Origin of the sequence: Vibrio nigripulchritudo ATCC 27043, assembly GCF_000222685.1 — a bacterium.
GTDB lineage: Bacteria > Pseudomonadota > Gammaproteobacteria > Enterobacterales > Vibrionaceae > Vibrio > Vibrio nigripulchritudo.
The window spans coordinates 1-17,649 of sequence record NZ_AFWJ01000011.1 but is presented as its reverse complement, the minus strand read 5'-3'; the positions used below and the strand labels follow the sequence as shown (position 1 = coordinate 17,649).

General features: G+C 43.3%; 25 protein-coding genes. 9 read left to right on the top strand and 16 right to left on the bottom strand.

Annotated features, from left to right (window positions below; all coding sequences use genetic code 11):
• Window positions 1-353 (bottom strand): DUF3306 domain-containing protein (locus tag RH89_RS02285; protein ID WP_004398349.1); only part of this gene is annotated, 353 nt, incomplete at its 3' end.
• A complete protein-coding gene (locus tag RH89_RS02280; RefSeq protein WP_004398348.1) occupies window positions 343-774 on the bottom strand; it encodes a DUF3305 domain-containing protein in 432 nt (143 codons plus the stop codon). The genes RH89_RS02280 and RH89_RS02285, both read right to left, overlap by 11 nt.
• 115 nt (window positions 775-889) lie before the next feature.
• Between RH89_RS02280 and RH89_RS02275 the strand changes: the two genes are divergently transcribed.
• The 5 genes from RH89_RS02275 (at window position 890) to RH89_RS02260 (ending at window position 5,204) form a co-directional block, all read left to right on the top strand.
• A complete protein-coding gene (locus tag RH89_RS02275) occupies window positions 890-1,717 on the top strand; it encodes a formate dehydrogenase accessory sulfurtransferase FdhD (RefSeq protein ID WP_004398347.1) in 828 nt (275 codons plus the stop codon).
• 255 nt (window positions 1,718-1,972) lie between these two features.
• Window positions 1,973-2,704 (top strand): hypothetical protein, encoded by a 732-nt coding sequence (locus RH89_RS28580; RefSeq protein WP_050811495.1) that lies wholly within the window; start codon window positions 1,973-1,975, stop codon window positions 2,702-2,704.
• Window positions 2,705-2,711: 7 nt separating this feature from the next.
• The gene (locus RH89_RS28575) at window positions 2,712-3,881 is read left to right on the top strand and encodes a methyl-accepting chemotaxis protein (protein WP_050811494.1); all 1,170 of its coding nucleotides are present in this window, start codon (window positions 2,712-2,714) and stop codon (window positions 3,879-3,881) included.
• A 140-nt stretch (window positions 3,882-4,021) separates the two neighbouring features.
• Window positions 4,022-4,819: a hypothetical protein gene (locus tag RH89_RS02265; RefSeq protein ID WP_004398346.1), complete on the top strand. Its 798-nt coding sequence runs from the start codon at window positions 4,022-4,024 to the stop codon at window positions 4,817-4,819.
• Between the two features lie 10 nt (window positions 4,820-4,829).
• Window positions 4,830-5,204 (top strand): hypothetical protein, encoded by a 375-nt coding sequence (locus RH89_RS02260; protein ID WP_004398345.1) that lies wholly within the window; start codon window positions 4,830-4,832, stop codon window positions 5,202-5,204.
• A 63-nt stretch (window positions 5,205-5,267) separates the two neighbouring features.
• On the opposite strand, the gene RH89_RS02255 is transcribed toward RH89_RS02260, so the two are convergent.
• The 10 genes from RH89_RS02255 to RH89_RS02210 form a co-directional block, all read right to left on the bottom strand.
• A complete protein-coding gene (locus tag RH89_RS02255) occupies window positions 5,268-5,570 on the bottom strand; it encodes a DUF6506 family protein (RefSeq protein WP_004398344.1) in 303 nt (100 codons plus the stop codon).
• The gene (locus RH89_RS02250) at window positions 5,563-6,000 is read right to left on the bottom strand and encodes a hypothetical protein (protein ID WP_004398343.1); all 438 of its coding nucleotides are present in this window, start codon (window positions 5,998-6,000) and stop codon (window positions 5,563-5,565) included. The genes RH89_RS02255 and RH89_RS02250 overlap by 8 nt, the downstream gene beginning before the upstream one ends.
• Before the next feature lie 80 nt (window positions 6,001-6,080).
• A complete protein-coding gene (locus RH89_RS02245) occupies window positions 6,081-6,524 on the bottom strand; it encodes a GNAT family N-acetyltransferase (protein WP_004398342.1) in 444 nt (147 codons plus the stop codon).
• An 18-nt stretch (window positions 6,525-6,542) separates the two neighbouring features.
• A complete protein-coding gene (locus tag RH89_RS02240) occupies window positions 6,543-7,040 on the bottom strand; it encodes an AAA family ATPase (protein ID WP_004398341.1) in 498 nt (165 codons plus the stop codon).
• 17 nt (window positions 7,041-7,057) lie between these two features.
• Window positions 7,058-7,435: an NUDIX hydrolase gene (locus tag RH89_RS02235; RefSeq protein WP_004398340.1), complete on the bottom strand. Its 378-nt coding sequence runs from the start codon at window positions 7,433-7,435 to the stop codon at window positions 7,058-7,060.
• Window positions 7,436-7,437: 2 nt separating this feature from the next.
• Window positions 7,438-7,779 carry a hypothetical protein gene (locus tag RH89_RS02230; RefSeq protein ID WP_004398339.1) on the bottom strand — a complete coding sequence of 114 codons (342 nt, stop codon included), beginning with the start codon at window positions 7,777-7,779 and terminating at the stop codon, window positions 7,438-7,440.
• A gap of 173 nt (window positions 7,780-7,952) precedes the next feature.
• Window positions 7,953-8,315, bottom strand: coding sequence for a VOC family protein (locus tag RH89_RS02225; RefSeq protein ID WP_004398338.1), 363 nt, complete (start codon window positions 8,313-8,315; stop codon window positions 7,953-7,955).
• A gap of 71 nt (window positions 8,316-8,386) precedes the next feature.
• A complete protein-coding gene (locus RH89_RS02220; RefSeq protein ID WP_004398337.1) occupies window positions 8,387-9,118 on the bottom strand; it encodes a class I SAM-dependent methyltransferase in 732 nt (243 codons plus the stop codon).
• Window positions 9,119-9,144: 26 nt separating this feature from the next.
• A complete protein-coding gene (locus RH89_RS02215; protein WP_004398336.1) occupies window positions 9,145-9,693 on the bottom strand; it encodes a GNAT family N-acetyltransferase in 549 nt (182 codons plus the stop codon).
• Window positions 9,694-9,714: 21 nt separating this feature from the next.
• Complete coding sequence (locus tag RH89_RS02210; RefSeq protein ID WP_004398335.1) at window positions 9,715-10,350, bottom strand: GIN domain-containing protein; 636 nt, start codon at window positions 10,348-10,350, stop codon at window positions 9,715-9,717.
• 324 nt (window positions 10,351-10,674) lie between these two features.
• Between RH89_RS02210 and RH89_RS02205 the strand changes: the two genes are divergently transcribed.
• The 3 genes from RH89_RS02205 to RH89_RS02195 all read left to right on the top strand — a co-directional run bounded on the left by RH89_RS02205 (window position 10,675) and on the right by RH89_RS02195 (window position 13,946).
• On the top strand, window positions 10,675-11,493 hold the full coding sequence (locus RH89_RS02205; protein WP_004398334.1) for a class I SAM-dependent methyltransferase: 819 nt from the start codon (window positions 10,675-10,677) through the stop codon (window positions 11,491-11,493).
• A 328-nt stretch (window positions 11,494-11,821) separates the two neighbouring features.
• A complete protein-coding gene (locus tag RH89_RS02200) occupies window positions 11,822-12,943 on the top strand; it encodes an NAD(P)/FAD-dependent oxidoreductase (RefSeq protein ID WP_038144690.1) in 1,122 nt (373 codons plus the stop codon).
• A gap of 19 nt (window positions 12,944-12,962) precedes the next feature.
• Window positions 12,963-13,946 carry an arsenic resistance protein gene (locus RH89_RS02195; RefSeq protein ID WP_004398332.1) on the top strand — a complete coding sequence of 328 codons (984 nt, stop codon included), beginning with the start codon at window positions 12,963-12,965 and terminating at the stop codon, window positions 13,944-13,946.
• A gap of 63 nt (window positions 13,947-14,009) precedes the next feature.
• Here RH89_RS02195 and RH89_RS02190 read toward each other — a convergent pair whose 3' ends face one another.
• On the bottom strand, window positions 14,010-14,342 hold the full coding sequence (locus RH89_RS02190; protein ID WP_004398331.1) for a YnfA family protein: 333 nt from the start codon (window positions 14,340-14,342) through the stop codon (window positions 14,010-14,012).
• Between the two features lie 207 nt (window positions 14,343-14,549).
• On the bottom strand, window positions 14,550-15,494 hold the full coding sequence (locus RH89_RS02185; protein WP_004398330.1) for a LysR family transcriptional regulator: 945 nt from the start codon (window positions 15,492-15,494) through the stop codon (window positions 14,550-14,552).
• A gap of 119 nt (window positions 15,495-15,613) precedes the next feature.
• On the opposite strand from RH89_RS02185, the gene RH89_RS02180 reads away from it, so the two are divergent.
• Window positions 15,614-16,300 (top strand): DJ-1/PfpI family protein, encoded by a 687-nt coding sequence (locus RH89_RS02180; protein WP_004398329.1) that lies wholly within the window; start codon window positions 15,614-15,616, stop codon window positions 16,298-16,300.
• Between the two features lie 82 nt (window positions 16,301-16,382).
• On the opposite strand, the gene RH89_RS28570 is transcribed toward RH89_RS02180, so the two are convergent.
• Window positions 16,383-17,261, bottom strand: coding sequence for an AraC family transcriptional regulator (locus tag RH89_RS28570; protein ID WP_004398328.1), 879 nt, complete (start codon window positions 17,259-17,261; stop codon window positions 16,383-16,385).
• Between the two features lie 169 nt (window positions 17,262-17,430).
• Window positions 17,431-17,649 (bottom strand): DUF805 domain-containing protein (locus RH89_RS02170; RefSeq protein ID WP_004398327.1); only part of this gene is annotated, 219 nt, incomplete at its 5' end.

The window sequence follows — 17,649 nt, the reverse complement described above, 5'->3', positions numbered from 1 at the left end:
GAGACCTCTCTTGTCAGGTTTCCTACTGATGCGTAGTCGTGGTCGTAATCGTTTAGTGCGTCGACTTCACTGAATTCACCGCTGAGGAACAGCTTTCTTAACGCTGCTTTTTTTATCGCGGCGTCAGCGCCCTCTTTTAAAAGAGAGGCAACGTTGGGCTCGTCGGTCTCGCTTTGTTCTAGCTTTTCGATATCGTCTGGTATTTCTGCTTTATCTGGCGCTTGTGGTGAGGCTTCCTGCTCTGCCGTTTTCTGAGTATCGGCTTTTTCAAGATCAAGGATTTGCTCTGATTCAGAGTCTTTATCTTCTTGTAATTTTCGTGCGCTCCAGCGCTTTAAGAAATCAGTTGCCACTTGCTCTGCCCGCCCCTCTGCGCTTCTTACGTCGTTGTTCCAGAAGTTCACCATGTCTGCCAATAAAGGCCTCCATCCACGCCTGAACTGGTAATGGCATATCGATGGAAAGAACCAGATAGTCACCATCCATATAGCTGGCTGCCACCGCCTGAGACGCCGTTAAAGCAACTGGTTTTAGCTGGTCAAGGTTTTCAAGTGCCAGGAACAGTTTGGGCTGCACCGAGTTCAGGTTAAAGCGGTAGTCAGTGCGTTCATCCCGATGGAGTTCTAAAGGCATAGTCAACTCGGAATGGTTTTCCGGTTTCAGGTTGATGCTTTTCCATTCCCACTGTTGAGTAACCCATCGACCTGTGCCGACATTCTTACTATCAAGGACACATTCAACCATCCAGAGGTCTTCGTTTTTATCTAGTGACATATTGCTTCCAATCTTTGTGTTGGTTAAAAGTCTTAAGGGTTAAAAGCAATTCTTGCGCCAATTGGCAAGGTAATTGCTGTTTGAACGTAGAACACACAGGAATAAGGAAGCTGCTTTGTCTTATCAGCCCAAAATAATAAAAACAGGAAACTCCCCTTCTCCTACCCAAGAAGTAGAGGTGTTTGACGAATATGGCGAACGCATGGTGAAAGAAATAGCTTGTGAGCGCCCTATTACCGTGATGCTGAACTGGAAGGAGATCGTGACTCTGATGACGCTAGGGTCGCGACCCGATGCTTTGGTACTGGGTTATTTAAAGAATCAGAGTTTTATTGAAGACCCCTCAGCCATTGAGTCCGTCATTATTGACTGGGAAACCAATACCGCTGCCGTTATCACTAAAGAAAATACGGATCATTTAGAAAAAGCGCTGAAAAAGAAGACCGTCACTTCGGGCTGTGGTCAGGGCACTATGTATGGCAACGTAATGAAAAAGCTGGAAAACTACCAGGTGCCCCAGGTTGTGACTAAGCAGTCGGATATTTATGCTTCGTTAGAGGCACTCACCCATCACAATGACACCTACAAAAAGGCGGGTGGCGTTCATGGCTGTGCGATTTGCCGAAAAGAAGAAATACTGTCGTTCGTTGAAGACGTCGGTCGCCACAATGCCGTTGATACACTGGCAGGGGAAATGTGGCTTAAACAAGAAACTGGTGACGACAAAATTTTCTACACGACAGGTCGCTTAACCTCAGAAATGGTCATCAAAGTGGCACAAATGGGAATACCGGTTTTGCTTTCCCGTTCTGGTGTGACGCAAATGGGGTTAGATCTGGCAAGGCAATTTGGCATTACCACTATCGCCCGAGCTAAAGGCTTGCGTTTTCAGGTCTTTACTGGTGCTGAAAACATGAAGTTTGATGTAAAAGGCAATCACTGAGTTTTTCCTCTCTCTTCCCTTCTAAGGTGCGTTAAGCGCACCTTCTTGCAATCCTCTAATACTATGCTATCTGTTAATAATACTGACTGTCATAAAAAATACACATAAATGAAACATAAGGCATTCAGTAGAACAATACTTCAGCGAATTCAGTTGTATCGTTTTGTTTAACGTCAGTCCAAACCAAGAATGGTCGTTGCTCTATCGGGTCTTTCCGAGGCGGCGGCGATAAGTTATTGGTGGAGGAGCTAGGTTATGCCATTGAATATGAAAATCGCAGGTGCCCTTTCTCAGTACACGATTAAGGCGAAATTGCTTGCCGTAACTGGTGCATTGTTAGTTTGTATTGGTACGTACGCGGTTTATGAAAGCACCATAATACAAGAGCTGGAAAGTCTACAGTTTGCTGCTGAGCAAAACGCACAAAGTGAGACAGAGTTACTTCTGTTACGGCGTCATGAAAAAGACTTCTTAGCACGCAAAGATCCCAAATACATCAAGAAATTTGAGTCCAGTTACCAATCCCTGCAATCGAGAGTCGGTAATCTGGACAAACTACTCGCCCAGTACGCGACCCAGAGCAACACGGATTTTGCTGATATTGAGCAAACGTTAGAACAATACCTTCTTCAATTTAACCGGCTTGCTACTCAAATGTCCTACATCGGGTTGGACGAAGAATCCGGACTGCTCGGCGAGCTTAATTCTAAGGAAGAAAAACTCAATAACCTTCTGGTTACCGCGGACCGCCCTAGCCTTTCTAATGAATTTTTGCGATTAGTGGATAGCCAGAATCGATTTTTCCTGACTCAGCGACACGAGCAATATCAACAGTTCCAGGAAAACTGGCAGGGATTTCACTCCAAGATTCAGGAGCAGCCTCTTTCCACCGCGATGATCGATGCACTTAGCCTGGCTTCTGACGACTTTAGAGGGGCTTTCGATGAGCTCTATAAAGCGTGTGTAGCATTGGGGTTAGGATCATAACAGTGGGATGCGTGGCGAACTCAGGAAAAATGTTCACGGTACTGAAGATAGCCTGAACCGGATGCAGACTCAGATTGGTGAATTGGTTAATGAACTGCGGGTAGAAGCAAAAGTTAAACTCAGAAGTTTTGGTATCGGAATTGGTCTGTTTATCTCAACCTTACTTATCTTACTGAGCATTCAGATCTCTGGTCGGTTGATTAATGTCCGAAACATGATGCGCAATATTGCTGAGGGTGAAGGCGACCTTACGGTGAGAATGGAAGACAAAGGTAAAGACGAACTAGCCCAACTTAGCCAGTCCTTCGACAAGTTTGTGGGTAAACTTCAGGGCAGCGTGCTGGAGTTGGCGGCTGTAACTGTGCAACTTGCCCAGGCGGCGGAATCCTCTCAAAAAGCCGCTAACACCAGTTTGGATAACGCCGAGCAGCAACAGATGGAATCGTCCTCTATCGCTACTGCGGTCAACCAAATGCTAATGACCACCAATGAAATCGCGTCAAACATTGAGAATGCTGCCAGCACTGCGCACAAAGTAAAAGTTGATGCGGAAGAAAGTATGCGGCTCAGCCATATAGCGGGCGACAGCATTCAAGGGCTCACCGATAACATTACTAACTCGCAGAATTTGGTACGCCAGTTGGAAGAACAGAGTACCGAAATCCAGTCTGTTGTTTCGGTGATCAGTGAGATTACTGAGCAAACCAATTTGTTAGCATTAAATGCAGCGATTGAGGCTGCCCGGGCTGGAGAAAATGGTCGTGGCTTCGCGGTAGTTGCTGATGAAGTGCGTCAGCTTGCTAAACGTACCTCTGATTCGACCAAGGTGATTGAACGAACCATTAGTGGGCTTTCTACTGGTGTACAAAGCACGGTGAACCTGATGCAGCAAAGCTTGACTAAAGCGGGAGACACCAATCAGCAGACAATACACGCAGTAGAAGCAATTCAAAGGATTGTGGAAGAAGTCAGCGCCATCTTTGATATGAACTCTCAAATTGCCACCGCTTCTGAAGAGCAAGCCATGGTATCTGCGGACATTGACCGAAATATCACGCACATTGCAGACCTGGCAAATAACACCAAAGACGCCGTGAATGTTTCGGTACAAAACAGCAGTGAAGTCCGTCAGGCTGCGGATAGATTGGAGCTGATTGTTGGGCAATTTAGGTATTAGGACATTTCTAATAACAGTGTAGGAGAGTTATAGAATTATATGATATGCATCTAATTTATTATAATTTTTGCATGATTATTAGACTGGCTATTTTAGAATCAATTTTCAATTAATTCTAAAGTCTAGTAAGAGTGATAGTTTTGAAAAATAAAGAAAAACTTGTTGAACTTGCCAAAAAATGCCAAGAGTTGAAACAAGATATTCCCGGCGCTCCGTTGTACCATATGGGGATGGTCGCAAAATTTGGTGATACTGAAAGCTTGGAATTGCTTCAAAATACGATTGATTATCTCACTTGCAAAGGCAAGATTGGTCAATCTTTTAATGAGGATGAAAAGGAATTCATGGTTGAGCTTTTTGAAGCCATGAGTTGGGGCGGTAAGTATCTTGGTTATCCTGAGGCATCAACATTGGCTAATCATTATGTTAATGGCAATGGGCACAAAATTTCTTTGCCCTCGGAGGTTTATACAAAATCCAGAGTTGTAATGGATGTATGTGAGGGCATGAAAAATTACATTAGATCATTGCAAGAAGATAAAAAACCTATATCCAGTCTGAAGTCTACTAATTCAAAATTCTTGTCGTCTCAATACTCTAAGGATCTCTTTAGAGGTAAACGGAATGTCAACTCTCATGGCTATTTATTACCATCAGGAGCCCTTTTGACAGAGCAAAGCAATATGAGGTTAAAAAATGCAGATCATCGATTTATATTGCAAGCTCAAAATAGCTTTTCAAATAAAACATTTTTGACTATTTGGAGAGTTGAGAGTCTCTATGATTTTGAGCCATTTGAAAAGGGTTATGTTACTCACTTACCTTTAAAAAAAGGCATGATTTTGAAAATACCTGACGGCTTATCCCATTATCTTACCAAAATAAATGTAGCTAAATCATTTAGCCATTATTCAGAATGGCGAGAAACTTGGAAGTAAAGGAGCCTTTGTGAAAATACATTTATTGTTTGTGGTCGCTATTTTTATGGCGCTTACCGGATGTTCTAACGAACAAGATTGTTTCGTTGCAGACAATGTGACTCTCATTAAGCAGTTGGAAATTAATTCAAGTAATTATTTCCTATATGAACGCGTCTCAGGAATGTCAGATAAAATGTCCATCGTTGAATTGTATAGAGAACAGCCTAGTTTCGACGAATGTGGTGATGCCAGTGCAGAGAGTATTTCGCAGGTGCCATTAGATATAGATGGTAACCAACCCACTGTGATCACCGTGTCTGAGAATTTTGTAGATATTCTATACAGCGATCAACCATACTCTGACCAAAAAGTAGAAGACTTAAAGATTGAAATTCTTCGATGAGAAATCGTCGTTTTGCTTCTAGGAGTAACATGCTCCTAGAAGCATCGGAATAGGCGCATGGTTTTACCCTTCTGCCATTACCCGCTTAAGTTTTTGAAGTTCCGGCTCATAAAATGTTACGTAGCCAATGGGTATTTGGGCATCGACCTGATCGATGATCAATTCTGCGCTATCTTTCCCAAAGCCGCCACACAGCTCTATGACCTGAATGCCCTGCTCCACCATTTCCTTTGCCACGATCACCGCTTCTTCATCGCTGCTGACACAGATAATATTCGTTGAGAAGCCTTGCGTAGCGATTTTTGCTTTGTGTTCCAAATGATTGTAATTGTCTGCCTTTACAATAAAACCGTATCTTTCAAGCATGATCTGCTCCATCTTTGTCAATTGGGCGCTGGGATTTCACGAGTTTTGCTACCCGACGATACCAACGCTTTTTAGGGTAATGTACCGTCAGCTCATAATATTCAGAGTCGTTAAAAACCAGCTGATACTGGTCCGTTACTAGCTTACTGAATGAAGTTAAAATATAGCTGTTGTAGTACGGTGTTAAATTGCAATCGCCGACCTTTTCCAACTGCTTACTGATAACGACGACTTCACAACCTTCTTCAAATATGCAGTCCCAGCTTAATATGAGAAGAAAATACGCACCGCAGTCGTACTGCTTTTCAATAACATACCCCGGGACTTTGAAGCTTAGTTGCTGTCCACGAAAATAAAGGTGTGACTCTAGAGGCCTATCTTCATATCGACCTTGATGAGTTTGTATTGTGAACGTGTCGACAGCTTCCATGTTCTTCTGTTCTGCGGTTGGTTTAGTACTACATTATCACCAAGACAAATTCGAATCATGATCTGCAGTGCCATAGAAATTTATGGCGCCTTTATGACAAAGCCTTTTTCAATACCGGATTGAAAACCAACTTTCTCGTAAAGTCGGTGAGCCGAAAAACGAGTCTCGCCAGACAGAAGCACTACTTGATAGCAATTCTGTTCCCAAGCCAGCTCTAGCGCTTTTTCCAATACCTTCTGGCTGAGCCCACGGCGTCGGAAATTTTCATTGGTAATCACATGTTCAATAATTCCGAAGGGTTTGCCTGCGTTAGTCACGGTTGGTACTAACCCTAGCTGACAAGTCGAGGCTAGATGTCCATCTACTTCAGCGACAACGAGCGTTGTATGCGGGTTATTTTGCATGGCTGTCCAGGGTTCCGAGAGTTCCTCCTCCGTAACAACCGGATCGTTGCCGCGCAGTTCTTTATACAATTTAAGAATACCCGTTAAATCGTCTTTGTTCGCAATGCGGATAAGCTCCATGCATTTATCTCCGTAAAGTTATTTGTTTAAATCTCTTAAAATCTGAGCGACCAGCTCATCTATATTGGAAGACCCTTTTATAACTAATCCTCTTTTTTGATTCAGAGAACTCAAGATCGCTGGTTTTCCTAAGCTCGGAAAATTCCAGATAAGTTTTAGCAAACGTGGAAGTATCATAATTTCAGGGCAGTTAGCAGGAAGTTCAGGTCTGGAGCGGAAAAGGTACGGTAAGTTACGTTTTAAGCAACGAAACACACAAATGGTTCGAGGTACATCAAGAAAAACAACATAATCTGAATTGTCGCGGACAAGTCGAGAAACGCCTTCGATAACCCAGTGATCATGCTCGATTAACTCATTCTCACCTTGCGATCTCTCTTCTTTTGAAGCCGCAACCCACCCCTCTTTCCAGACGACGCTGTCCAAGCTATAGACAGGCAGATCTAATGCCTCACCTAATCTGCTTGCCAGCGTTGTCTTACCGGAACCTGCGTTGCCTGTGATGTGGATTTTCATTTTAATGGGGTGACTCTTCAGAGCACTTTTAAAATTGCTTTTTGAGCTGCTGGCGCACAAAGTTCAAGTTGAGAAAGGCCTAGCCAATCCATCGACTCAATCTCTGAGTTGGTAGAAATTTCTCCCATAAAATCAGCGTAGTAACAGTGCATTTCAAGCGTTGTATCTTCAAATCCATAGACTACATCGCAGACGGAAAACGCTCGTTTTATCGTAGCTGGATCTAAATCAACACAGAGTTCCTCTTTAATCTCTCGAATTAATCCAGCTTCATGGGACTCCCCGGGTTCCAGTTTTCCACCCGGAATAAAATATTTGTCTTTTCCTTTGGTTTTTACGCAAAGTACTTTTGAGTCACGCGCAAGAACCCAGGCAACACTTTCTAGTTTTTTCATTTTTAAGCCAAAAATATCAATCGAATAATCAGTGCAAATACATAGAGACCAATACAAATTGCCCACACTCTTGCCAGGGTGTGACCAATATTTCCTTTTGGATTATTCGCCGAGGTCCACAAGGATTTCACGGCAAAAATACCAAACCCGATAAACAACACTGAAGAGATCGCATATTGTGTCGTCTTGAGAATGGACTCAGAGCTGGTGAAGAATTCAAATTGCATAGCCACAGCGCCGATTGCCAGAGCTGCTAGCATTGTTAGAACATAGCCAACCAAACTGACGAATACGACAGATTGCCAAACCGCGATGTCACCTTTCCATGCTCGACGTAGAAACACTTTATTCTCCAAAAATTATCATTTGTTTAGGTTCTAACTCTTTGTTAATTATTATTTTTAATTCACAGGTGGGGTCAACACTTAATGGATGGCATAGAGTGCGAAAGCTCGCAGAAAAGGAAATTTGGAAGTGCAGCGGGAGAAAATATCCCGCTGCACGCTTAGGAATGAATTTAATCCGCAAACACCATTTTGTTTTTATCGAGATCTCTGACATAAGCTGAGAATCGGGGACCTCTCTGGTTGGGCTCCCCCTCACAGGTACCACCTAGCTCAAGTGCCTTATTGTAAAGCCTTTTGACTTCATCAACCGAACCCACACTAAATCCAACCATGGTTCCGTTTCCATTAGTGGCGGGTTCTTGGTTAAACGGGATCGCGACTGCGAATGCAAAATCTCTGGCTTCATCTTGCCAGTAAGTCATTCTTTCGTTGGATAAAACCTGGCTAAATGCAGTTTTCTCAAACAGCGCATCATAAAACTGTGTAGATCTGTCCAGATCGTTTGTGCCAACAACAAAATAGTTCATTTTCATGGTTCAGTTTCTCCTACTCAATGTTAGGAGAACTATATATTCACACCGCTGACAAGGAGTGTCAGCAGACCCTAGATGCTGAAGGATTCCGATACTTTAAGGCGGTATGTCGAATGGTATGTATCAATCGAAATTTGATGGTTATGGCTTAGCTTGTTTAGTGCTTCTACCACCCTGGAAAACGAACTGTCTTTACCAAACCGCTCGACAAGTGCCGAATCGCGCCTGGAAGACGAAAACAGCACGTGTGCCAGCTCTTCTGATGTTACGGGAAGAGTGATTTCTGCTTTCGAAACTTTAAGTTCATGAAGGTTTGAATCTCCTCCAAAGTTCTCAGCGTGGTTATAGTTATAGGATCTGGGTGGAATTGCAGCGCCCAGCTTATTTAGAAACTGTTCCAGTTTTACTTCAAAATCATAAACTACAATCAACGCGTCTGGGCGACACACCCGAGCCAGTTCAGTACTCAGTGTTGAGGATTTTGCGTATGACAAAGAACCAGCAAAAGAAACGACATCAATAGACTGTTCACTTAGCGGGATACTTTCTGCTGTACCTTGTAAAAAGCTGATGTTCTTATGAGGTGTTGCCTGAGCGAGCATCGCTTCACTGGGTTCAAGACCTATAACATTCTCACAGAAATGGCTGAGTGCTTCTGTTGATGTACCTGTACCGCAGCCTATATCCAGACCGGTAGAAAAGCGTTGGTTTTCTGGAAAAATATCTTGGAGAATTTTTCTATGAATAGGTGGTCGATACGCTGCGTAATGTTTTGATACCTGGGTGTTATATTGCTCGCTCACATAGGTTCCTTATTTTGGTTAACTCATCAAGATTGAGTCCGATGTTCTCCTGCTAAAAGCCCAAAGAGTGCGGAATCTGAAATGACCCCGCCTATTTCCCATCTTTGCCTTATAAGCCCTTCTTTCACAAAACCCAGACGTTCTAAAGCGTTGCCTGATGCAACATTCAGGGGATCAATTTCAGCTTCGATTCGCCGCAATTCTAATGAGTTAAACGCGTATTCAACAACTGCACTCGCTGCTTCAAACACTACGCCTTTTCCCCAAAAATTGCGGCTAATGCCAAACCCAATCTCGGCTCTTCGGGACTCTTGCTCTAAATTAAACAGCATTATTTTACCTAACAGTTTCCCGCTGTCTTTGAGGTATATTCCAAGAGTGAGCTCTTTGTTGTTATTCATCGATTCACGGCTGGTTTTGATGAACTGAGTCGCGACATCTAACCCATCCCAAGGCGCACAATTCCAATACTTCATGACTTGGTGATCCGAAAAAATGTTGTAAAGGTCTTGTGCGTCGTTTTCGCTAAGCGCTCTTAATATCAAACGCTCTGTTTCTATTTTTGTTGTAATCATTCAGTGAAAAAGCTGTCTGTTTTATTGAGTTGAAGAGATGGAGCCACTGCCGTTAAACGAAGCTTTCAGATGCTTGGGTACTCCGGAATATTCGATACGACCAGAGCCATTCGCTTGGGCGTCCAGTGTCTCTGCAGCATGGACTTTCACTTGCCCTGAACCATTGATCCTGACTTTCACTTTTTTAGCTTTCAGTTCAGACGCATCGACATCTACGTCACCGTCAGCAGTGACGGATAAGTATTCTGTAATACCAGACACCTGTGATGTAGCCGAACCATAAACCGACAAGTCGAACTCACTTGCCGTCACTTCTGTGATGTTTGCCTCTTGGTCGCCATTTAGGATCACTTCGTTCACGGAGCCATTGGTTAGGTTGAATTGATATCCTTTGCTGATTCGGACGTTGTTTTTAGTGTCTATTACGAGCTTTCCGCTTGAACATTTGTATCTGAGATACCCAAGTTCTTTGTCTGTTCCTTCAACACTACCAGATGATTTCCCTTGAGCCACAAGATTCACGGTTGAAGGTGCGTTTACCACCAGCTTTGTGTAATCACAGTCCGGTACGCTACCACCTGCGACGGCGTTACTTACGAATGCTAATTGACTGCTCGCCAGAGCGAAAGCCAGATAATTCCAGTGTCGAATTTTCATTGTTTGTCCCTTTAATTTAACGCTATAGAAAGGTGTGGAGGACACCCGTTTTACGAACTGAATTGTGTTTGAACCGCTTGATTGTCGAACCAAGGATCGCAGCGACTTTAGAATAGAATCATTGGTATTAATTCAACAAAAAAGTATTGAGTGACAGGTCTAACTTTTACTTTCTGCAATCAAAAGATGCCATTTGTAATATACCTTGTACCGCAATCGGAATTGATATAGAAATCGAAACAATGGTCTTTCCCTTATAAGTCACACAACTTTTCGATATGAGAAGTATCGCTTCTCACTACATTGCTGATCAGGAGACATCCAATGAAAGTCGATTCTCAGTTAAAAGAAGTACCAGAAACCATGCTTTGGACATTGCATAACCGTGCCAATGAAGCGATGCGTGAAGATTCGGTGATACAGGACGACAAAGCCATTCAGATCTACCAGAGTATCAACTATGACTACGAAAAGAGCTTCGGTAAGGCGGATCCTTCACATGCGATTCGATCTCTGGATTTTGACCGTGAAATCAGTGCTTTTCTTGATGAGTATCCCGATGGCACCATTGTTAATCTCGGAGAAGGGCTTGAAACACAACGGTTTCGAATAGATAACGACAAAGCATTATGGTTATGTGTTGATTTACCTGAATCAATCGAAAACAGAGAACAGTTTATTCAGCCCGACTCGCGTCATCTCCATATTGCTCTTTCTGCCTTGGATCTGACTTGGTTTGAAAGTGTTCCCAAGGACAAGCCCGTATTCATTTCTGCGCAGGGACTATTTATGTACTTCGCCGAAGAACAAGTGAGGTCTCTGCTTCAGGCAATAGAACAGAACTTCGATAACTGGGTAGTTATGTTTGATACCATCCCTGCGTGGCTTTCCAAGAAAACCATCTCACAAGATGGCTGGCAGAAAACGCCAGATTATAAAGCGCCTCCCATGCCTTGGGGGGTGAATCGTAGTCAGATAAGGCAAACATTTAGCCGATGGCTTCCTGAACATGTGAGCGTGAGAGATATTGGGTATTCAACTTTCCCCAGAGGAATCATGAAGTGGGTATTTTTATTGTTCACGTCAACTCCCGGTCTGAAAAATGCTACCCCAACAATCGTTAAGCTGGAAAGCTGGCAATAAATTCTCCAGCCTATAGGTAGCTAGTAACCAAGTCAGAATCGCGAACTTAGCGAAGTGTTTCTACACCCTATTGCTGTCGAAAACTGAGAACGTAAAAGTGGAACTCTTTTCCTGTTTTTGCGAATTCCTTCGCATGAAGATCCAATCGATCTAATATCTGAATTCAGTTTAGGTAGTTAAGCTGCCCATACCAATCAATAGGTTATCTCCCACTTTCAACCTCATGAACAGAAGATAAATTTCATTCGCACAAATGATAATTACTATCATCTTTGTTAGTTTGTGATATGTTATAACATCTCAAATATTCAAAGGATGAGATTGTAGTTTGAAAGAGATAAATGTGGTCATCATTGGAGCAGGTCCAGCAGGTTTAGGCTGCGCTGCTCTGCTTAAACAAATGGAGATCGAAAACGAAGACATGCTGGTCATTGATGCTAATACCATTGGTAGTAGCTTTGAAGCTTGGCCAAAGGAAATGCGAATGATCACCCCGTCATTTCCCAGTAACGGCTATCACCAGACCGACCTTAACGCGATCACACCGGATACTTCCCCTGCATTCAGTTTAAACAAAGAGCACCCAAGTGGTGCAGATTATGCTCAATACTTGCGTAGCGTGGCGAAGCATTATGATTTACCGGTGAAGGAAAATACTAAGGTTGTTGAAGTAACTCCCCAAAGCGAAGACCGCTATTTGGTAAAGACAGAATCCGGTGAGCCTATCCTATGCCAGTACTTGATATGGGCAGGTGGAGAGTATGCAGCCCCTCGGTTGAATGCCTTTGAGGGTAGTGAACTTTGTTTACACAACAGTCAGATCGATTCCTGGGGTGATTGCAAAGAAGAGCATTACGCGGTGATTGGCACATATGAAAGTGGTGTAGATGCCGCATTTAACCTGGCAAGCCAGGGTAAGCGCGTCACCTTGATTGATTCGGGGAGCGAACAAGAAGATACCTACGACCCAAGTAGAGTGTTGAGTCCTTACACAGCCGAGCGTTTATCGTCTATGGCAAATATGGAGTTAGTCGAACTTGAACAGGGGTTCAAAGTATTGGAAGTTCGAGCTTCAGAAGATCAGTATGAACTGATATCAACCACAGGTGACACGCTTATAAGCAAGGGAAAACCCATCAACTGCACGGGTTTCGATACCCACCTTGGTCCGGTAACTGATCTCTTTGATATGGCAGAAGACGGATTTCCTATCGTCAATAAATTTGATGAATCCACCCTGCATCGCAACTTATTTTTGTCTGGTCCCAAACTGGTTCACGGAAACAATTTGCTTTGCTTCATATACAAATTCCGCGGTCGATTCGCAACACCATGCAGCATTATTGGTGCTGAGCTAGGGCTGGACACGTCTGTCTTAAATCACTACGAGCAGGCAGGAATGTTATTGGATGACTTTACGTGTTGTGAAACTCAGCAGTGTTTCTGCTGATTATTAGTGTGAGGATTTTATGTTTAAGAAGCACGTTACTAAAACGATCAGCTTATTCACCCATTCAACAAGCCTTTTAGTATTGGCCATTGTGGTGGGTTCGATAATTGGTCTTACCTCCCCTAGCCTTGGCAGTTCTGCAGGCAACTATATCGACCTGACTATTATGGCGTTAGTGGTTCTGTTGCTGTTTGAAGTACCGCTGAAAGGTGTGTTTAAAGGCGGAACCAATGTTCGTTTTATTGGATTGGCTTGGGTGATGAATTTTATAATCATACCCGTAGTTGGATTCGGTATTGCGTCGGTTTTCTTGTCTGGTGAAGCGCTGTTTTATACAGGTCTTGTTATTTACTTTATGGCGCCATGCACCGACTGGTATTTGGGTTTCACTCGCCTTGCTAAAGGTAACGTAGAATTGGGAGCCACTTTACTGCCAATCAATATGGTGAGTCAGCTTGTTTTGTTCCCGGTCTATCTACTCGCGTTCAATACAGTTATTGAATACAAAATTGACTTAACGGTTCTGCTTGAATGGTTTATCAAACCTTTGATCGCCGCCACTGTTTTGCGATTTGTTCTGCATCGCTTTATTGATAAATTATTGCCTATCTGTAATGCGTTGATTCCGTTGGTGTTGATGCTTCTGGTTGGTCAGATATTTGCTGCCAACATCAACCAGCTAGCGGCACACTTATCTATTGTTCCTCTGTTACTTCTTGCGATTTTCGTCTTCTTTATCGTGACATTTGCATTAGGAGAACTGGCAGCGAAGTTTGCAAAGCTAGAGTACCCAGAGCATTGTTTGCTCACCTTCACCACCGGAGCAAGAAACGCCCCTCTGATGCTTGGTTTAACAACGGTAGCCATTCCTGACCAACCGCTGATTTACGCGACCATCACGATCGGAATGCTAATTGAGCTCCCTCATTTAACGGCATTGAAAGCGATATTCCTGAAGCGTTTTAAATCTGAATCGTCCAGCAATTTAGCAACGTCCAGTTAATTACTTGAGAAGTCAATGAAGCCGCTTACCCTTGTTTAGCAAAGAGTAAGCGGCTTTTTACTATCACGCAGCTCTTGGAGCAAACATGATAATTGCCATGCCTAACAGTGCGACAGACACCCCAACAATATCCCAAAATGTTGGTCGGATCCCATCAACTAGCCACAGCCACACGATGGCAACAAAAATGTAAACACCACCGTAAGCCGCGTAAACCCTGCCCGCCGCAGTCGGGTGAAGAGATAACAACCAGGCAAAAAGAGCCAGGAAAATAGCGGCAGGTACCAAAAGCCAAACTGACTTATCTTCTTTTAGCCATAAATATGGCAAATAACATCCTAATATTTCTGCAATCGCTGTGACAAAGAACAAGCCAAGTGTTTTTACTTCTAGCAACCGAATTTCCTCAATTTTTTAATACTGTCCATTCAACAATCATTTTGGTTTCGCCAGTGTTATGGCTACTAAGCCAAAGTGTTCTGATGACCATCCACTAGTTACCCCAATCTAATTGGAATCGAAGAGTAAGTGAAATAGCTTTACATTGGCGTTATTAAAAAGCACCACTCTTAGGGGGCTCTTCTGTAAAGAAACGATATCCCATCATGGTCGAACAGTTTTCAGACCACTAACCCAAGTGTGACGCGGACTCTCACCTTGATCCTGTATTGCCTCAACTACAAAATCCACAAATAGCTTTACCCGCAAAGGAAGAAGTTCTCGCCGATGATAGAGAATGTAGACCCCTTCGTCCGCAGACCGAATGCCAGGGAATAGCGGGAGTAGTTCACCACTGTTGATCCAGTCTCGGGCTATGAAATGCGGAATCTGAGTAAGTCCAAGCCCTTGAGCACAAAGTTCCGCCATCGATTCTCCATCATTAACGATGATGTTTTTGTCTATTGCTTGCGTTTGAGCCTCATCTTCAGGAGAGAGTTTTAGCCCAAGTATCTTTCCTGTTTGTTTATAGCGAAATCGAATCCAGGTATGCAGATGAAAGTCCTCTGGTCCATTAGGTATTCCGTGCTGGTCGAGATACTCTTTGCTTGCACAAATAAAGAAATCAATCGGGCTTAATTGCCTGGCAATTAACTGGCGATCCTGCACCGAACCAGAACGAATAGAGACATCAATGCCCTGCTCTATCATATCGACATAGGAATCGTCGTAATGAATTTCTAAATCTATGCTGGGGTATTGTTGGCGAAACTGTTTTAGTAAAGGCTGGATATAGCGGCGGCCATAAGAAACAGGCAAATTAAGTTTTAGCGTACCCGACGGCGAACTATTCAGATGCTGTAACTTTTCCTCACAGGCGATAAGCTCATCTAACACAAGCTTTGCTGTACGCGCATATTGGTGACCTGCCGATGTCAGGCTGAGTTGGCGTGTTGACCGTTGAAACAACTGCACACCAATCTCTGCTTCTAATCTATGCAAAGCTTTACTCACCGTTGATGGATCGGTGCCGTATTTTTTCGCGGCACCAGCGAAACTCCCTCTCTCTAATGTTGCAACGAAAAATCGCAGCGAGCGTATTTTGTCCATGCTAAATTCGTATCCATTCGTGAATTATATTCACTTTAGATGAGAGAGATCGGCACTTCAATCATGAAAATCGCTCGTTAAGATGGTTACAGCTATTTACTAAATTAAAGGATGACAAAATGTTTGATGGCAAATTGAAGGGTCGTATCATTGCTCTGTTCACCGTTTTTCTCGCATTGTTTGTCTTGGTACCGATGGCATCAGCGGAAAAAAAGAAAATAGGTATCTTGGTCTATGATGGTGTGCTTACCTCGGACGTTACGGCACCACTTGAAGTGTTTGGCGTTGCAAGTCGACTAACTTGGTTCAGTGACTATGAAGCAGTCACTATTTCTGTCAGTGACAAACCCATGATCACCACTGAGGAAGGTTTAAAAATTGGAGTTGATACCTCAATTGGGCAATCACCAGAGGTTGATGCGTTAATCGTTACATCGAGCTATGACATGGATCCGCTGATCGAAAACAAAGTGCTGATCGACTATATCGCTTCAACGTCAAAAAAAGCCGAATGGATGGCAAGCAATTGTTCGGGCGCTTATCTGTTGGCAGAAGCTGGTTTGCTAAATGGTAAACAAGCAACCACCTGGGCTGGTGGTGAAAGAGATTTTCAACATGACTATCCTGAAGTGAAGGTATTGAGCGACACAAACTATGTCGTCGATGGAAATGTCCTCACATCCAATGGCAGCCTGGTGAGTTATCAGGCAGCACTAAAGCTTTTGAATTTGATGACTTCACAATCTAAAGCTCAGGAAGTGGCGGATACACTGCAATATTCTCGCTTCTCTCATCAGACTTTTTAAGTGCTAATATTTGGTTAATGTAAAGAGAAGGTGCAGAACCTTCTCTTTAAATCTATTCAAAAAGCGTATCCACAAAGTGTCCTTATTCCTTTTTGACAACAGGCACCCACCATCGAACACCCATTTCACTGAAATGCCTGTACGGCATCGGAAAATAAGCGACTACATCGGGCTTGTCTCCATCCCTTTCGTAACCCGTAGCAGAAAACCATTCACCGTAAATATACCTGTTTGTTTTCATGGCACTTCGATAAGTGCACTCAAACTCCGCATAAGTGGCAGTGGGCACGGTATGAACCTCGAACTCTTCTGAGTTGCTATCGGGAATAAACTCTATACCAAGTAGATCCAAAAATTCATCGAGTTTGTCTGCTTCACTAGGGAAATATACGGTGAGAAGCGGAGCACCAGTTATTGTCCCCGGTCTGCCATTAGTCAACTGGCAGAGCGCTTTATACTCATTTGATTTGACGTATTCTTTCCAAAACTTCTGACCATTTTTAGTGAAGTCATCAAACTTAAAGCTTTTGCTTTTCCCAACTACATTGAACGAAGGTCTTTCAACTATTTTGTAATCCATCTTTTCTACACCTATAGCTTCAGAAGGAAAAGAGGCTCGGTTGTATGTCGCGATTTTTACCTGAGATGTCCGGGCGTCGCTTGGATTTACTCCATGCACACTGCGAAATGCCCGGGTAAAGGCGTTTGGGGAGTCGTATCCATATCTTGAGGCGATATCGATAATTTTTTCCTGACCACTTACCACATCCACAGCAGCCAAAGTAAATTTTCGCCGTCTTACGTACTCGGCAAAAGTCACATTGAAGTAGGCGTAGAATACTCTGTGAAAATGATATCTTGAGCAGCATGCAATTTTTGCTGCATCATCTATCGAAATTTCACCATCAAGGTTTTCCTCGATGTATTCAAGAACCAAATTCAATCTTTTAAGCCAGCCCATACATAAACCTCCACATGAGAGAATATAGTAGTTATCAAGCTGAATTCGCGTCTCACCTTTTTTTGCTATCTATGGTGGATGATTTCTGAGGGAAATAGGAAGATCCTTAAGACAGCAGAAACGTCTTGGACCCGACTTCGATTTAAGTAACTTGGCAGATTGAAAACCGTCAGAATTTTTGGGCGAAGTTCTCGTTTGATTCTTTTGGGTCAGCACCATACTCATTGCTTCCCTTAACGCCTTCTGTTGCAGCAAAAATAATGAGTACTGCCCAGCCGATGAACGGCACTAGCGCAATTAAAACCCACCATCCAGTACGACCTATATCATGTAAGCGACGCACGTTTACGGCAATTCCCGGAACGATTAGCGCCAACCCATAAATGAT

Bases quoted from the DNA above. Each gene is read 5' to 3' on its own strand.
- RH89_RS02280 (WP_004398348.1), bottom strand. From the start codon at position 774: ATGTCACTAGATAAAAACGAAGACCTCTGGATGGTTGAATGTGTCCTT.
- RH89_RS28580 (WP_050811495.1), top strand. From the start codon at position 1,973: ATGCCATTGAATATGAAAATCGCAGGTGCCCTTTCTCAGTACACGATT.
- RH89_RS28575 (WP_050811494.1), top strand. From the start codon at position 2,712: ATGCGTGGCGAACTCAGGAAAAATGTTCACGGTACTGAAGATAGCCTG.
- RH89_RS02255 (WP_004398344.1), bottom strand. From the start codon at position 5,570: ATGCTTGAAAGATACGGTTTTATTGTAAAGGCAGACAATTACAATCAT.
- RH89_RS02250 (WP_004398343.1), bottom strand. From the start codon at position 6,000: ATGGAAGCTGTCGACACGTTCACAATACAAACTCATCAAGGTCGATAT.
- RH89_RS02245 (WP_004398342.1), bottom strand. From the start codon at position 6,524: ATGGAGCTTATCCGCATTGCGAACAAAGACGATTTAACGGGTATTCTT.
- RH89_RS02240 (WP_004398341.1), bottom strand. From the start codon at position 7,040: ATGAAAATCCACATCACAGGCAACGCAGGTTCCGGTAAGACAACGCTG.
- RH89_RS02235 (WP_004398340.1), bottom strand. From the start codon at position 7,435: ATGAAAAAACTAGAAAGTGTTGCCTGGGTTCTTGCGCGTGACTCAAAA.
- RH89_RS02225 (WP_004398338.1), bottom strand. From the start codon at position 8,315: ATGAAAATGAACTATTTTGTTGTTGGCACAAACGATCTGGACAGATCT.
- RH89_RS02215 (WP_004398336.1), bottom strand. From the start codon at position 9,693: ATGATTACAACAAAAATAGAAACAGAGCGTTTGATATTAAGAGCGCTT.
- RH89_RS02210 (WP_004398335.1), bottom strand. From the start codon at position 10,350: ATGAAAATTCGACACTGGAATTATCTGGCTTTCGCTCTGGCGAGCAGT.
- RH89_RS02205 (WP_004398334.1), top strand. From the start codon at position 10,675: ATGAAAGTCGATTCTCAGTTAAAAGAAGTACCAGAAACCATGCTTTGG.
- RH89_RS02195 (WP_004398332.1), top strand. From the start codon at position 12,963: ATGTTTAAGAAGCACGTTACTAAAACGATCAGCTTATTCACCCATTCA.
- RH89_RS02185 (WP_004398330.1), bottom strand. From the start codon at position 15,494: ATGGACAAAATACGCTCGCTGCGATTTTTCGTTGCAACATTAGAGAGA.
- RH89_RS02180 (WP_004398329.1), top strand. From the start codon at position 15,614: ATGTTTGATGGCAAATTGAAGGGTCGTATCATTGCTCTGTTCACCGTT.
- RH89_RS28570 (WP_004398328.1), bottom strand. From the start codon at position 17,261: ATGGGCTGGCTTAAAAGATTGAATTTGGTTCTTGAATACATCGAGGAA.